The sequence below is a fragment of the Photobacterium sp. GB-56 genome (assembly GCF_003026105.1).
Classification (GTDB): domain Bacteria; phylum Pseudomonadota; class Gammaproteobacteria; order Enterobacterales; family Vibrionaceae; genus Photobacterium.
The window spans coordinates 201,856-217,879 of the sequence record NZ_PYNW01000006.1 but is presented as its reverse complement, the minus strand read 5'-3'; the positions used below and the strand labels follow the sequence as shown (position 1 = coordinate 217,879).

General features: G+C 41.3%; 16 protein-coding genes. 15 read left to right on the top strand and 1 reads right to left on the bottom strand.

The features are described 5' to 3' along the window. Nucleotides 1-433: 433 nt before the first annotated feature. A complete protein-coding gene (locus tag C9J42_RS11150; protein ID WP_005371054.1) occupies nt 434-988 on the top strand; it encodes a single-stranded DNA-binding protein in 555 nt (184 codons plus the stop codon). Between the two features lie 75 nt (nt 989-1,063). On the opposite strand, the gene C9J42_RS11145 is transcribed toward C9J42_RS11150, so the two are convergent. Beyond that, nucleotides 1,064-1,936, bottom strand: a complete 873-nt coding sequence (locus C9J42_RS11145) for a LysR family transcriptional regulator (protein WP_107206499.1) — start codon at nt 1,934-1,936, stop codon at nt 1,064-1,066. A 239-nt stretch (nt 1,937-2,175) separates the two neighbouring features. Between C9J42_RS11145 and csrD the strand changes: the two genes are divergently transcribed. The 14 genes from csrD (at nt 2,176) to C9J42_RS11075 (ending at nt 15,993) form a co-directional block, all read left to right on the top strand. Further along, nucleotides 2,176-4,095, top strand: coding sequence for an RNase E specificity factor CsrD (csrD, locus tag C9J42_RS11140; RefSeq protein ID WP_107302007.1), 1,920 nt, complete (start codon nt 2,176-2,178; stop codon nt 4,093-4,095). Nucleotides 4,096-4,264: 169 nt separating this feature from the next. Beyond that, a complete protein-coding gene (locus tag C9J42_RS11135; RefSeq protein WP_107302006.1) occupies nt 4,265-5,743 on the top strand; it encodes an MSHA biogenesis protein MshI in 1,479 nt (492 codons plus the stop codon). Further along, on the top strand, nt 5,740-6,375 hold the full coding sequence (gene pilO / locus C9J42_RS11130) for a type 4a pilus biogenesis protein PilO (protein WP_107302005.1): 636 nt from the start codon (nt 5,740-5,742) through the stop codon (nt 6,373-6,375). Before C9J42_RS11135 ends, pilO begins: the two co-directional genes overlap by 4 nt. Next, nucleotides 6,368-6,694 (top strand): MSHA biogenesis protein MshK, encoded by a 327-nt coding sequence (locus tag C9J42_RS11125; RefSeq protein WP_107302004.1) that lies wholly within the window; start codon nt 6,368-6,370, stop codon nt 6,692-6,694. The genes pilO and C9J42_RS11125 overlap by 8 nt, the downstream gene beginning before the upstream one ends. 11 nt (nt 6,695-6,705) lie before the next feature. Further along, nucleotides 6,706-8,349: a pilus (MSHA type) biogenesis protein MshL gene (gene mshL, locus C9J42_RS11120; RefSeq protein WP_107302003.1), complete on the top strand. Its 1,644-nt coding sequence runs from the start codon at nt 6,706-6,708 to the stop codon at nt 8,347-8,349. Nucleotides 8,350-8,352: 3 nt separating this feature from the next. Beyond that, the gene (locus C9J42_RS11115; protein ID WP_107302002.1) at nt 8,353-9,201 is read left to right on the top strand and encodes an ExeA family protein; all 849 of its coding nucleotides are present in this window, start codon (nt 8,353-8,355) and stop codon (nt 9,199-9,201) included. Continuing rightward, entirely contained in the window at nt 9,198-10,367 is a 1,170-nt protein-coding gene (locus tag C9J42_RS11110; protein WP_107246297.1) for a lipopolysaccharide assembly protein LapB, read from the top strand. Before C9J42_RS11115 ends, C9J42_RS11110 begins: the two co-directional genes overlap by 4 nt. A 3-nt stretch (nt 10,368-10,370) precedes the next feature. Further along, entirely contained in the window at nt 10,371-12,083 is a 1,713-nt protein-coding gene (locus C9J42_RS11105) for a GspE/PulE family protein (RefSeq protein WP_107206507.1), read from the top strand. A 14-nt stretch (nt 12,084-12,097) separates the two neighbouring features. After that, on the top strand, nt 12,098-13,324 hold the full coding sequence (locus tag C9J42_RS11100; RefSeq protein ID WP_107246298.1) for a type II secretion system F family protein: 1,227 nt from the start codon (nt 12,098-12,100) through the stop codon (nt 13,322-13,324). Next, complete coding sequence (locus C9J42_RS11095) at nt 13,305-13,781, top strand: hypothetical protein (RefSeq protein WP_107206509.1); 477 nt, start codon at nt 13,305-13,307, stop codon at nt 13,779-13,781. The genes C9J42_RS11100 and C9J42_RS11095 overlap by 20 nt, the downstream gene beginning before the upstream one ends. 30 nt (nt 13,782-13,811) lie before the next feature. Then, nucleotides 13,812-14,402: a type II secretion system protein gene (locus C9J42_RS11090; RefSeq protein WP_107246300.1), complete on the top strand. Its 591-nt coding sequence runs from the start codon at nt 13,812-13,814 to the stop codon at nt 14,400-14,402. A gap of 15 nt (nt 14,403-14,417) precedes the next feature. After that, a complete protein-coding gene (locus tag C9J42_RS11085) occupies nt 14,418-14,891 on the top strand; it encodes a prepilin-type N-terminal cleavage/methylation domain-containing protein (protein WP_107246301.1) in 474 nt (157 codons plus the stop codon). A 35-nt stretch (nt 14,892-14,926) separates the two neighbouring features. Further along, a complete protein-coding gene (locus C9J42_RS11080; protein WP_107246303.1) occupies nt 14,927-15,466 on the top strand; it encodes a type II secretion system protein in 540 nt (179 codons plus the stop codon). 50 nt (nt 15,467-15,516) lie between these two features. Beyond that, a complete protein-coding gene (locus C9J42_RS11075; RefSeq protein ID WP_107302001.1) occupies nt 15,517-15,993 on the top strand; it encodes a type II secretion system protein in 477 nt (158 codons plus the stop codon). Nucleotides 15,994-16,024: the final 31 nt, after the last annotated feature.

Genomic DNA, 16,024 nt, shown 5'->3' with positions numbered 1-16,024 from the left:
TTAACTATTTCTGACACTTTACTTAGTGTTTGTTACATCTAAGTTATGGCGTTAAAAGTAAGTCAATGGTAGCTGCAAAATCATAGGGTTACAATTTTATAATTTTCAATAGTGGTAGTTTGTCCTGATATCACAATGAGTGATGATTTAGCTATCCTTGATTTGTACTACTAGTGTTTTATCTCGATATAGGATAACGCGATAACTTGTGAAAGTGTCAGAAAATTGACATATTTGCATGGCACAACATTTTGCGCCAGTTGAGGTAAAGATATTTAGCTGATATCCGCTGAAATTGTGATTGCCGTTTTTATTGCGTTGTACTTGGACTATGTAAAAATTCTACTAGCGTGATAAACTGCGCGATTGAGTATAAACTTTCAATAAGCGGCTATTAGAAACCAATAGTACGCTATCAGATTTGGAGTGAACTATGGCCAGTCGTGGCGTAAATAAGGTTATCTTAGTCGGTAACTTAGGAAATGATCCTGAAGTTCGTTACATGCCAAATGGCGGTGCAGTAGCAAATATTACTATTGCGACATCAGAATCATGGCGTGATAAAAATACTGGCGAGCAGCGTGAAAAAACCGAATGGCACCGCGTTGCTTTATACGGTAAGTTAGCAGAAGTTGCTGGTGAATACTTACGTAAAGGTTCACAAGTGTACATTGAAGGCCAATTACAGACGCGTAAATGGCAGAACCAGCAAGGTCAAGATCAGTACACAACAGAAGTGGTTGTTCAAGGCTTTAACGGTACTATGCAAATGCTTGGTGGTCGTCAAAACCAAGGCGGCCAAGCGCAAATGGGGGGCCAACAGCAAAACAATAATTGGGGTCAGCCTCAGCAGCCGGCTTCAGCACCTGCTCCTCAGCAGAACTATGCGCCGCAGCAGCAATCAGCACCACAGCAGCAGGCTCCTCAACAGCCTCAGCAGCAGTACAATGAGCCACCAATGGATTTTGACGACGATATCCCGTTCTAAATCCTGTATAAAATAATCATTGAATATTAAGAAGCAGCGTTTAACGCTGCTTTTTTATATCTTAATAATGATAAGTCAGGCGCTTTTTTTAATAAAATCAATAAAACATTTCGTTTTAGTGTGTTGATAGTTCAACTTTAGGTAGTAGGCAAATGTCGTCTGTTGGGGCAGTTGTAAATGCGTTAAAACAGGGATTAGTAAACCATGGGCTAACTCTCGTTGTACGTTTTGTGGTGAGATTAATATTAGCCCCATATGTTCGACGGCACTTGCGATTAAAATTTCTGGATTTGAGGTAGTGAAATTACCTTGTAAGCGAAGCGTTAACCCATTATCGAAGGCATATTCATGGGCGTGATTATGCTGATTTAGTAGTAAGCAATTATGTTGTGCCAGTTGCTCTGGTGACTCAATAGGATCATATTGCTCTAAATAAGACGGAGAGGCGTAAAATCTCGCATTATCTGAAAATAGGGGGGTGGCGATATAACTGGCAGAATTAAAATTATCGATTTCACTACAAATAATAATGTCGAGATTTAAATCAGGTAATTGTCCTGGCGTGATGGTGTGAAGCGTAATATTGATATTGGGGTATCGCTGACAAAACGCGGCAATAATATTGATCAAAAAATGACTTCCCGTACTTAATGGGGCGCCAACATGTAATGTGCCACTCATCTTTTCATTAGTTGCCGTCGTTTCGGTGATCAGCTGTTGCCAATGCTCTAATAACGTCTGACTTCGCTGAAAAAAAACATCTCCGGCATCAGTAAGTGATAAATGACGGGTTGTACGTTTTAATAAAGGGACCCCAAGCTGTTGTTCAAGCCAAGACAAACGTTTTGATAAGGCTGAGTTTGATATATCAAGATACTTCGCGGCTTGAGAAAGCGATCCTTGATGAATGACAGCGACAAAGCTTTTAGTGCAGGTGATCCAGTCCATGGTGATAACCTTTCCTTGTTTCTTTCACGCATAATATGAGATTGATTGTTTCATTATGCGATACATTGTGTTTTGCTCAATGTAACGTATCGCGTTAAATGAAAATAGCGCGTGACGGAATGATATTGTGGATATATTAACCTTAAAATGAAAAACACTTCATAATGGTGCTCTACTATATAAGTTGTAGCTGATAATAGTAAATTGATTTGAATAATAGTGTGTAGAGTTAGGATGTTATGAGAAAAGCCTCAGGGATGAAGTTAACTAATCGGTTAGTTGCTTTTGTTACAATGATTGTTATTTGCGCCATCTTCGTTATTTTCATCGGAGGTGCATTGAGTTTTCGTAAGCTTGGTCAGGATTACTTAACCCATTATTTAAACGGTGTTGTTCAAGTTATTGATCAAGAGCTTGCTGATCCTCAAGGTGGCGCATCATTATCTCGTTGGCTACCTAAGCTTTTAAAATCCAGTAATGTCATGGGGTTAACGGTAACGAGTCCACATGGCGTGGTGTACGCCTATAAAAGTATGGAGTCGATTACTGATCCTAATATTCTCTATGACAGTGAATATCAACTTCAACTAAACCCTCAGTACAAAGTGACAATTGAATCTATTCCACCTTATGCTGAGTCTACGTATTCACTCGGCGCGATGTCATTTATTAGTCTCGCTATCGGCATTGTTATTTTTGGTTTAGTACAAGGGGTACGTTGGTTAAAGCTTCAATTACGTGGCTCTGAATTATTAGAAACGCGAGGAAGAATGATTTTAGCCGGAAAGGTTGATGATTATGCGGTGGGTGATGATCATGAATGGCCTGGCACGGCAAGTTTAGCCATGGATCAATTAATAAAAGAACTGAAAGATGCCCGCCAAGGGCGTAGCCGCTTTGATACCTTTATTCGTACCCATACTTTCCTTGATCAACTCACCGGTGCTGCGAATCGTATCCTATTTGATAGTCGCTTAAAGTCCATGCTGCAAGAGCCTGATAATCAAGGCTCGGTTATCTTGTTACGCTTGGCTGATTGGGATGACGTGGTCTCTGAAGAAGGGAAGTTAATTGCTGATGAATTTATCCAAGATGTCAGTATTATTCTGTCTAATTTTATTCAGCGCTTCCCTGACACCATGTTATCGCGTTACTACGATGCTGAATTTGCAATTTTGATCCCACAACAATCAGCGAAAGAAATTAAACTCTTTATTAATCAACTATTGAATGCGCTCGAACGTTTGTCTCCGCCATTATCAATGGAGCGAGACAACTGGTGCCATATTGGCGTGACGGACTTCGAAGGTGGGGAGCGGCGAGGTCGTATTATGGATGAAGCTGATATCGCATTGCGTAGCTCGCAATTACAAGGCTCAAACAGTTGGAATCGTTTTACCAAGGAAAGCCATTATGAAGATGATAGAGGCAGTGTGCGTTGGCGAACGTTGTTTGATCGGATTTTAACCCATGGTGGTCCTTTGTTGTATCAGCAGCCTATCTTTAATGCCGAGAATAACATTGTGATCAGTCGAGAAATACTTGCACGTATTCAAGATGAGCATAAAAAATTGATCAAAGCGTCATTCTTCATGCCTATTGTAAATCAAGTTGGATTCAATCAACGTTTTGATCGCGCTGTCATTAATCAGATATTAACGTTATTAAAAAGAGAATTAACACCAGAAGTTTACTCAATAAATATTAGTGCTTATTCATTATTAGATAAATCTTTTACGAAATGGTTATTCAATGAATTATTACAATTGCCACGACCATTACTGAGTCATGTGATATTTGAAATATCTGAAAGTCAATTAGTCAAAAACCTTGATGCCTTACGTCCGGTATTAAAAAAATTAGCAGGGCTTGGATGTAAACTAGCTGTTGATCAAGCTGGACGTACGATTGTAAGTACACACTACGTTAAAGAGGTAAAAGTTAATTACCTTAAATTGCACCGAGGACTTGTGAGAGATATTAATAAACGACAAGAGAACCAGCTTTTTGTAAGAAGTATGCTAGGTGCTTGTGATGACTCAAATGTTCAAATTATTGCTGTTGGTGTTGAAACCGATAAAGAATGGGAAATATTAAAACAATTGGGTGTTTCTGCAGGTCAAGGTCGTCTATTTGCCAAAGAAGATGTGATTTTATAAAAAATAACTATTTGTTTTATTTTAATAAATTCAATGTTTTTTAAACAGTATAAATTAAGTGATGTTTATCAATAATTTTATCGTATATCATTGGGGCGGTAATTAACTGCTGCTAACCTTATCAATAAAAAAGCATCATACAGGATGTATAGCCTTTTTCTGGTCGATTATGAAATACGTATTCTCTAAGCTTTTTCAGCGAGCGAGTTTTCAACCCTCTGCTGCTTTGGTTTTCTATACCGACACGGTTGTCCTTGTCCAAGCGAAAACTGAACATTTTATTGTTGATCGTATGGGGGTCTCTAATGTTTCTGATTGGAGCGATGCTGCACGCAACTTAATTATACAATACCAACTCTCAGGTACCGATTTAAAATTAGTACTAGGGCATGGTTTATATCAAAGTTTAGTGATTGATAAACCAGAAGTGAGTATTGATGAACTGTCAACCGCACTGCCTTTTTTAGTCAAAGATTTAGTCAATGAGTCGCCGTCTGAATTAGTCGCTGATGGTTTTCCTGCCACAGCTAAAGATCGTTTACAGGTTTTTGTCGCATCAAAACAACTGATCACTCAGGTTGTCTTAGCGTGTCATGATTGTGGTTGCCGTGTCTCGGATATCACAACAGAAGACATTGCATGGAGTCGCTTTTCTGATCCTAATCGTAGTCAACTTATTCTCCATGCTGATGTTGATGGTAATCTGCAGTTAACTGCATTTAATGAACAAATGCTGTGTTTTCAACGTCAATTACGTGGTTTTACTTTACCGTTATTTGATCGCCAAGCGCTGGATGGTGGTAGTTTTCAGCTGGATAATTTAGCGCTTGAATTACAACGTTCATTAGATTTCATTAGTGCGCAGTTACGTAATAATCCAATTAGTCAGCTGATCATCAGTTGTGATAACGAAGATAATCAAGCTTTAGCAGAAGAATTAAATAAACGTCTAAATATCAATGTAGAGGCGATTCAAGAGGTTGATCCTTTACTTGATACTAATGCTGAGCGTTTAGGCTGGGCGGCATTACAGCGGCCTAAAAACGCGATAATCAATCTATATTCTGACAATTTACTGCCAACTAAGCAGTGGATGACACTCACCAATATCGTTGCCAGTTGGGTGGCACTTATTGCCATTTTCGCGATGTGGGCGGGTTGGAATGCATGGCAGAACACGATTGAGCAAAAAAAATTAGCGCAACAAACATCCTTATTAAGTGCTGAACAACAAAAACTTGATCATGCCAGAGTACAAGTTGCCGCATTGCTGTCAGATCCTTTAAAAGAGAATCACGCCCATGAGCTTGAAAAAGAAATCGCGGCAAAGCGTGCCACCCTTAAAGTCATTGAAGAGCATGATGATAGTTTAAAGGTTGGCTATGCGGGATTGTTACAGCAGTTAGCTGATGCGGCGAGTAGCGATATCTCGGTTCAACAGATTTATGTCTCAGGCACTTCGATGGATTTAAGTGGATTAGCACGTAACCCTGATGCTGTTCCTCGCTGGGTAGGAGCATTTAAAACTTATCCATCATTAGCTGAACGTCGTTTCCAAATGATGTCATTGGGTCGTAATGATAAAAATGTCGTGACCTTTCAGTTACAAGCTGAGCGTCAAAGCATCATTAAGGGGGGCGAACAATGATCAAGTGGGATGAGCTAAGTCAGCGTTTTGCTGCTTTGTCAGTGCGTGAGCAATGGTTAATTGCTATCACAGGTTGGTTTGGCATCTTGTTTATTGGCTATATGCTAATTATTGAGCCACAAATGGTGACCTTACAGACGGTTAAAACAGCATTGGTGGATACCAAGAATGATGTGATCACCGCACAAAATCAATTGATTGTTGCAAATAGAAAATTACAGCAAGATCCGGATAAAGCGATTAACCAAAAATTGGCACAATATCAGCAAGAAGATAAAGCCTTACAACAAGCGCTAGAAGCAAAAATTGGTAGTTTGATCACGCCGGTTCAAATGACTGGCTTGCTAGAGCAAGTTCTGCGTCATAGCTCGGCATTAAAATTAGAGTCAATGACGTCATTACCGTCATCCCAACTAGTGAGTGGTGATCAACAGGGGTACTTTGTTCACCCCATTCGCTTAACGTTTAAAGGGCGTTACTTTGATGTGGTGAATTACTTAAATAAATTAGAAGCATTACCGGTTAAATATTACTGGCGAAGCCTGAGCTATCAGGTTGATAAGTATCCATGGGCAAAGGTGGAACTGGAAGTGTATACCTTAGGTGAGAGTAAGGACTTTATTGGTGGATAAGAAAATGACATGGATGGCAGCTTTACTTTTAAGTTTATGCGCCTTCGGTGCTTATGCTGCTCAAGATCCTACTGCACCATTAGGTTGGGTGGCGAGTAAAGCCAAAACGAGCCAAGCACAGGCACGATTGCCACAGTTACAAAGTATTATTTGTGATGGTCAGCAGTGCTCGGTGATTTTAAGTGGTCAAGTGGTCAGCCTTGGCGAACGCGTCAATGGTTACACTCTGACAAATGTTTCTGAAAGTAGTGTTACTTTAAGTCGTAGTGGCAAAAAGTGGCATTTGGCGTTATTTGCTGAAAATATACGAACGAATTAAGGTTAAATATTATGCGTCGAATTCTTCTAGGGATCACCATTGCATCCTTAGCGGGCTGTTCAACTAATATGGGGCATCAAAACCCTGTTGAAGTGAAGAAGGCCTTAAATGAAGCTGCGAATGAAGCGAGTAGCCGTCCGTTAATGGAGCTACCGTCTGCGGTCAATGCTGATCTTATGCCATCACTTGATAGCAATATTAACCCTGCTAATTCTTCGTTAGAAAAGCGTTTTCGTGTTAATGCTAAAAATGTTGAAGCCAATGCATTTTTTACCAGTTTAGTAAAAGGCACACCATTTAATATCGTCATTCATCCTGGTGTTACTGGCCGTATTACGATGAAATTAAATGATGTCACTCTCGATGAAGTGCTAAATGTCGTGTCTGATATTTACGGTTATAGTACGACGCGTAAAGGGAATATTATTCAGGTTTTCCCTGCAACGCTACGGACTGAAGTGATCCCCGTTGATTATTTACAATTACAGCGTAAAGGTAAGTCATTAACCTCTATTACCTCCGGTTCTATTAGTGATGGCAATAATAATTCATCATCAGGTGATGATAATAGTAGTAGCTCATCATCAAGTGGTGGTAATACCACAACGGGCGGCACAACGATTGAAACGACCTCGGACAGTGATTTTTGGACACAGTTAGAGAAAGTCGTGAGTGGCATGATTGGCTCTGGTGATGGTCGAAATGTCATGGTATCACCGCAAGCGGGTCTTATTTCGGTACGCGCCTTCCCTAATGAATTACGTGAAGTTAAAGAGTTCTTGGGCATGTCTCAACGTCGTCTAAAGCGTCAAGTCGTGCTTGAGGCGAAAATCATGGAGGTGACACTTGATGATAGTTACCAACAAGGTATTGATTGGAATAACTTAACGCGCAGCATTGGTGGTACAAATATTGTTGTGAATGGTGTTGAAAATGCAGCAGATATTGTTGCTGGTGCACTACCCGGTGGTAATGCCATCTCAGAACTTTTAGGTGGTCAAACTAACGTTACTATTTCAGATGGTAACTTTAGTGCGGTGATGAGCTTCTTATCAACTCAAGGGGATTTGAATGTACTTTCTAGCCCGCGAGTGACAGCTGCAAATAACCAAAAAGCGGTGATCAAAGTCGGTGGTGATGAATACTTTGTGACAGACGTTTCAAGCAGCAACGTCTCAGGTGATAACAATAATGTTTCGCCAGATGTCTCATTAACCCCGTTTTTCTCTGGTATTTCGTTAGACGTAACGCCACAGATTGACGACCAAGGTGGCGTTTTATTACATGTTCACCCAGCGGTTGTTGATGTGCAGAATGAACAGAAAACGATTGAAGTCGGTACTGAAAAACCTATGGTATTACCGTTGGCAAAAAGTACTATTCGCGAATCTGATTCAATCATCCACGCCCGAACAGGTGATGTTGTGGTGATTGGTGGTTTAATGAAATCAAGCATTAATGATCAAGTCTCGAAGGTTCCTCTGCTTGGTGATATTCCTGGGATTGGTAATTTATTCCGTCATATCAATAAAGTGAAAAAGAAAACTGAATTGGTGATCTTACTTAAACCGACAGTTGTGACTGACAATACTTGGAAACAAGAAATTGAACGCTCTCGATCACTGATTAATGAATGGTTCCCTGAAGAAGGGTAATTCATGTATCTCGAACACTTTGGTTTTAGTCAGCAGCCTTTTTCTTTAACACCGAATACCTCTCTTTTCCATGCGCTGCCATCACATATTGAAGCGATTCAAACCGTGTTGGCAGCACTACAAATGGGCGAAGGGATCACACAGGTATCAGGAGAGGTAGGAACGGGTAAAACCTTAGTGTGTCGTATGTTGATGACCCAATTGCCAACTCATTTTGATCTTGCTTACCTACCGACGCCAGCCTGTAGTGGAATAGAATTAAAGCGTTCATTGGCAAAAGAATTAAGCCTACTACCCAATAGTGACCATGCTTTACTGACAGAGCAAATTCAGGATGAATTAATCACTCGCCGGTTGAATGGTCAATCGGTGGTAGTGTTACTCGATGAAGCACAAGCGTTGTCAGATGATGCGTTAGAAGCGATTCGTTTATTCGGTAATTTAGAAACTGAACAAGAAAAGCTACTACATATCGTTTTACTCGGACAGCCAGAGCTTGATCAACGATTAGCTCAGCATCAATTGCGTCAATTACGTCAACGGATCACATTTCGTGCTGTTTTACGGCCATTAACCTTGGCTGAAACCGTTGCATATATACAACACCGACTGTATCAAGCTGGCTATACTGACATGGTGTTTAGCATGTCGATATGCCGCGCAATTTGGTATGCCAGTGGTGGCATACCACGATTGATCAATCAACTATGCCATAAGTCCTTACTTGCCACTTTTTGTGAGCAAAAATATATCGTTAGTAAAAAAGAAGTTCTCATGGCTATTCGGGATACCCTTGGTGCAAAACAACCTAAGTGGTCATTTCCTATATTGTGGGGATGGAGTCATTCATGAGTGAATTAAATCGCCGACTTAATGAGTTGAGCCAAGTAAAACTCGCTTCTGCATCACAGCAGGGCTCTCCATTACGTGCAGCAGAAATAGCACCTATACCAACATCAGCATGGCCGAAATGGGTAACTGTTGGTTGCTGCACCATGGCATTTGTCGGTATGGCGTGGTGGTTAAATCAACCTGATAGTGTTGTTACACCAGCCATGGCACAAACAGAAATAGCCGCAGAGCCTATTGTTGATCAACCTGAAACGACGAAAGAGATTGCATCAGTTAAACCGTTATCAACCATTGCAGTGAAAACACCTGTAGCATCAGATGAAATTAAAACGGCAGTTGTTACAGAACAACCACATTCAAAGCGTATTGATAAATCAGTCACAGCTGAGCTTACGAATATGCCTGTCGCTCAAGAATCTCTTGAAAGTGAAGATGAACAAAAAGAGTTACAAAGCTCTTATGATCAAGGCTATGAAAGCGGTTATGAAAAAGCATTGGCTGCGGTTGAGCGAGAGCATAAAGTCCAGTCAAAGCCACCTGCGCCAAAACCTGTTAAAAGTGAATTATCGATTCAAACTGTTTCTTTAACGCCAAAAGAATTGGCGCAAGTTGAATACTTAAATGCAGAAAAAGCCTTAGAGCAGCAAAACAGTAAACAAGCGGTTGTTAATTTAGAGTCGGCTTTAAATTATCGACCGGATTGGATCATGGCAAGGCAACGTTTGGCGGCATTGTATTATGGGCGAGGCAATGTAAGAGAAGCGATTGCGACGCTTGAAAAAGGGCTAGCAAAGCAACCGAATCAACCACAGTTACGTTTAACACTCGCAAAATTATTGGTCAATGAAAACCAAAATCAAGCGGCATTAGCTGTGTTAAATGATAAAAGTGGCAGCATGGATTCACAGTATTTAGCTATGCGTGGCGCGTTAGCACAAAGATTAAATAACAATGTGGTAGCACTTCAAAGTTATCAACAATTAGTGCGTTTAGCGTCATTTGATGGTCGCTGGTGGATGGGATTAGCGATTGCTCAAGACCGGAGTGGTAATGCAGAGAAAGCCCGTGAGTCTTACCAAAAAGCATTACAGCTAGGTAATATCTCAGCGTCATCACAACAATTTATTCAGCAGCGTTTAGTTGCATTAAAATCGCATAGGAGCTAGCCGATGCAAATTCGATTACGTAAACGCTTAGGCGATCTTCTAGTTGATGAAAATATCATTACTCAGCAACAACTAGAACAAGCACTGACAAAACAGCAATCAACGGGACGTAAGCTCGGTGACACCCTAATTAATTTAGGATTTCTTACTGAACAGCAAATGCTGCAGTTTTTGGCGCGTCAGCTTGATGTGCCGCTTGTTGATTTAACACGAGTGCAAGTGGATAGCGAACATGTTGGTTTACTTTCAGAAGTAAATGCGCGTCGCTTGCGTGCGTTAGTTTTAGGTCGGCATGGTGATACGGTTCGTGTTGCGATGAGCGATCCTGCTGACTTAGCAGCGCAAGAGGCGGTGTTTGATCAGCTCAGCCAGTACCGGGTTGAACTTGTGATTGCGCCAGAGCGTCAATTGTTGGCTGCCTTTGATCGTTACTATCGCCGTACTCAAGAAATTGCGTCATTTGCTGAGCAATTAAAAGCAGAACACCAAGATCACCACACTTTCACATTTGGCATGGAAGAGGCCGACAATGAAGAAGTGACTGTTGTAAAACTGATCAACTCATTGTTTGAAGATGCAGTGCAAGTGGGCGCTTCGGATATTCACATTGAGCCTGATGCTGATGTGTTGCGTATCCGCCAACGTATTGATGGTGTGCTGCATGAAAACCTGATTGATGAGAGCAGTATTTCTTCTGCGCTAGTATTGCGTTTAAAGCTCATGAGTGGCCTCGATATTTCTGAAAAGCGTCTGCCTCAAGATGGACGCTTTAACATGATGGTACGAAACCGCTCGGTTGATGTGCGTATTTCTACCATGCCAATTCAACATGGCGAATCGGTCGTAATGCGTTTACTTGATCAGTCCGCCGGTATTTTAAGCCTTGATGAAATCGGTATGCCGGATGATATCGTGCAGCGTTTTCGTCGCCAGCTAAAACGTCCTCATGGCATGATTTTGGTCACAGGGCCAACAGGTTCAGGTAAAACTACGACGCTATATGGCGCATTAAGCGAATTAAATAAGCCGGGTAAGAAACTCATTACTGCAGAAGATCCGGTGGAATACCGTTTGCCGCGTGTTAACCAAGTTCAGGTAAACAGCAAGATTGGGCTTAATTTCTCCTCTATTCTACGCACTTTTTTACGTCAGGATCCCGATGTCATCTTAATTGGTGAGATGCGCGATCAGGAAACCGTCGAAATTGGCTTGCGTTCGGCATTAACGGGTCACCTAGTTTTATCGACACTTCATACTAACGATGCGGTAGACAGTGCACTGCGTATGATCGATATGGAAGCGCCAGGTTACTTGGTGGCGAGTGCCGTTCGTGCAGTATTAGCGCAGCGATTGGTACGCCGTATTTGTAGTGATTGTGGTGAAGATGCGGCTTTAGAGCCGGGACAAAAAGCGTGGCTAGAAACCCGTTTCCCATTCTACAACAATCATGTTTTCCGTCGTGGACGAGGGTGTCATAGCTGTAACTTTACCGGTTACAAAGGCCGTATTGGTGTCTTTGAGTTACTTGAGATGCGCCAAGATATGATGGATGCGTTACGTCAAAATAATGCGGTGCTATTTACCCAGCTGGCGAGAAAGAGTGAAGGCTATAAACCGCTGGTGGAATCAGCAATGGAGCTTGCTTTAGCAGGCAAGACCAGCATTGATGAGGTACTGCTTCTTGGTGAAGGTGAAGTACTGGATGTTCTTAACTAGTAGTAGAGACGAAGATGGCAGTATTTAGCTACCGAGGGCGCGGTGAGAAAGGCCAATTAAAACAGGGAACGATTGAAGCATCAAATGCTAATGCCGCAGCCGATCTCTTGCTGCGTCAAGGTGTGATCCCCCTTGAGATCCGAGAAACGCACGGTAAAGCAAAAGGTCAAGCGTTTGATTTAAGTGCTTTGTTTCAAGCGCAATTACCGCTAGAAGTTCTCGTGATCTTTTGTCGACAGCTATACAGTTTAACCAAAGCAGGTGTCCCTTTATTACGGGCTTTTAAAGGTTTATCGCAAAGTGCGAGTCATCCTTTATTAAAAACAACCCTAGAAGCGTTAACCCTTGATTTGACGAATGGTCGCGCGTTGTCAGTGGCGATGCAGCAACATCCTCGGGTTTTTTCTCGGTTATTTATCTCGATGATCCATGTCGGCGAAAATACGGGTCGTCTTGATCAGGTATTGTTACAGCTTGCGAATTACTACGAACAAGAAATGAATACCCGTCGCCAAATTAAGTCGGCGATGCGTTATCCCACATTTGTATTAACGGCTATCGTGATAGCAATGGGGATATTAAATACCAAAGTTATTCCACAATTTGCGTCGATGTTCTCGCGCTTTGGCGTTGAACTGCCATGGCCAACTCGAGTGTTGATTGGAACATCGAACTTTTTTGTTCATTACTGGCCGATGATGATTGGCGTATCCGTCGCTATTTGGTTAGGTATACGATTTTGGCGTAATACGCCAAAAGGTGCCGAAAAGTGGGATAACTGGCGCTTACGTATGCCTATTACGGGAAGCATTGTTAATCGTGCTCAAATGGCGCGTTTTGCTCGTACGTTTTCTTTAATGATCCGTGCTGGTGTGCCTTTAAATCAAGCGATTCAAATGGCAGCGGAATCGTTAGGTAACCGATTTTTAGAAAACCGCTTGATTGAAATGAAGCAAGGGATCGAGGGCGGTAGCAGTATTTCACGAACCGCTACTAAATCAGGGGTGTTTACGCCACTCGTTTTACAAATGATTGCCGTGGGCGAAGAAACAGGTCAAGTCGATGAGTTGCTATTAGAAGTCGCGGATTTTTATGATCGTGAAGTGGAATATGATTTAAAAACATTAACAGCTCGAATAGAGCCCATCATGTTGGTTGTTGTGGCAGGTATGGTGTTGTTATTAGCTTTAGGTATCTTTTTGCCTATGTGGGGAATGCTCGATGTCGCTAAGGGATCGTGAGTTACAGCACAAAAAAAGGTTACAAAATGTTTCATGGCTAATAATTACATTTATATTAATAAGTGTTTTGTTATACGAATGGCAGCAAGTGCAAAAAAATGCCAAGTTGCTTCAGTTTGATTTAACCCGAAATAATTTGTATCAAGGTGCTGTAAACCTGCGTCAGAACTGGGAGTTAAATAATAGGCCTCATTATGACAAGGTTGGTGATATTGCGTTTGAATATACCCAATTAGGATGGCCTATTGTATTGAAACAGGGGGAGTTGGACTGCCCTAAAATATGGTCTTTATTGTCAAATGGAATAGGAAGGCCTGAATATAATTCATTTGGTTATAGAAGTACTGATGATTCAAACAGTTATAATACATGTTTATATGATATAGGCATTAAGAAAAAATTGGCAATATTTTATATTAATGACAAAATACATATTGCCAGTAATTTGTCGCAATAGTGTCGAGTTTCTTACAGTAAGGATAGGGAAATGAAAAAAAACGCCGGCTTTTCGCTTATCGAATTAGTCGTTGTGATTATTGTGCTCGGGATCTTAGCGGCAACCGCTTTACCTCGGTTTATGAATATCACCGATCAAGCTAAGCAATCTGCAATAGAAGGAATGACAGGCGGTTTTGCAACGGCTGTGATTTCAGCAAGAGCACAATGGGAAGCGTATGGTCGCCCTGTTGATAGCGGAAATAAGAATACTGTTGATTACGACGGTACTGAATTTAAATTAACCCAAGAAGATACCACGTTAAATATACGTCCTGGTTATCCGTTTGCGTTAAACACTAGTGCAACAACTGATGTGGTCGATATGACGGCGACGGACTGTTTAGATTTGTTGCAAGAATTGATGCAAAACCCACCGTTAGCAACGACATCACGCGATGATCTAGCGAGTGGCAAAGATTTATTTTTCGTCACAGTTGAAGGCACAGGTGCCGCTAAACAGTGTCGTTATTACCAGCTAGCATCAGCTAGCAAAAATAGCTCTGGCGAAGTGAATCCATTCGCTGGGCATTCTTTTACTTACCAGCCGGCAGTGGGCCGTGTTGAAGTAGATTTGAAATAAATGAAAGGAATCAATATGAAAAGTCAAAAGGGTTTTACGCTTATTGAGCTGGTAGTGGTGATAGTTATTCTTGGTATTTTAGCCGTAACAGCGGCACCTAAGTTTATGAATTTACAGACCGATGCGCGTAATGCTTCGCTAGAAGGTTTAAAAGGTGCTATTCAAGGCGCAGCGGGTATTGCTTACGGTAAAGCGGCTGTGAAAGGCCAAGAGTCTGGCGATGGTGCGATTAGTGTTGCTGGTAGCACATTAGATTTAACCGAAGGTTATCCTGATGCAACATCTGCGGCATTAAGCTTAATTGTTAATGGTTTGCATAGTGGTAATACTGAGTGGAAAGCATTTCAGCCTAAAAATGCAGTAAGCGATACCATTTCATATACGTTTGCTAATCAAAAAGCTGATAACACTCAAGCAAAATGTTATGTGACTTATGCACAAGCTACATCAACATCAGCTGCAACAGTAACTGTCACAAAGTGTGATTAATTTTTATAGTTAGTTAAGGTTTCATTGGAGTTAATATGAAGCGCCAAAATGGTTTTACCCTTATTGAATTAGTTGTAGTGATTGTTATTCTAGGTATTTTAGCGGTTACTGCTGCACCTAAGTTTATGAATTTACAAGGTGATGCGCGTCATGCATCGCTACAAGGTTTGAAAGGTGCGATTCAAGGCGCATCTGGCATTGTTTATGGTAAAGCTGCAATTGAAGGTATCGAATCAACATCTGGTACTGTTAGTGCTGGAGCAGATAATGTCGCAACACTTTTTGGTTATCCGGAAGCAAGTGATAACGGTATTGTAAAGGCGATCGTTGGTACCGGTTCTGATGGTGACTGGGCATCGAAAGTTATTGGTACTGGCACAACAAAGGATGCAAAAGTTGTGTTTGCCCCAAAACAATATTCAACTCAATTAAGTGAAATTTCGGCTGTTGCTGCAGATGGAAGTTCAACAACTCCAGCTAATAAAGTTCCTAAAAATTGTTACTTAGTCTACGTACCAGCACAAAGTGCAACTGTACCTGCAAAAGTACAACTAGCTGATAATGCTTGTAAGTAATTTTAAACTTCGCTTCGTTTCGATGCTATTTAGTAAATAAGAGATAAAAAATGAAAAAGCAACAAGGTTTTACTCTAATTGAGTTAGTAGTAGTGATTGTTATTTTAGGTATTCTAGCGGTAACGGCGGCGCCTAAATTTATGAACCTTCAAAATGATGCGCGTAATGCATCGCTTCAAGGCCTAAAAGGAGCAATCCAAGGTGCGGCAGGTATTATGTACGGTAAAGCTGCGATTAATGGTGTAGAAAGTTCCAATACAGCTACAAACGTTGATGGTATTGAAACCATTTTTGGTTACCCAACAGCAAGTTCAGCAGGTATTGCTCTTGCAGTTAAAGGTTTAGAATCAGACTCAACTGAATGGGCTCCTGTTAAGGGATCTACTGGCGGTGAAGATGCTGGTGATTCAATTAGTTACACACTGAAAAACCAAGCAGATAAAGCGGCGGTAGATAAGTGCTCTGTAACTTACACTGCTGCAACTTCTGCTGCTGCTGCAACCGTTGTTGTGCATGATTGTGAGTAATTAACATATAGCTAGAACTAAAGGCGCAGTC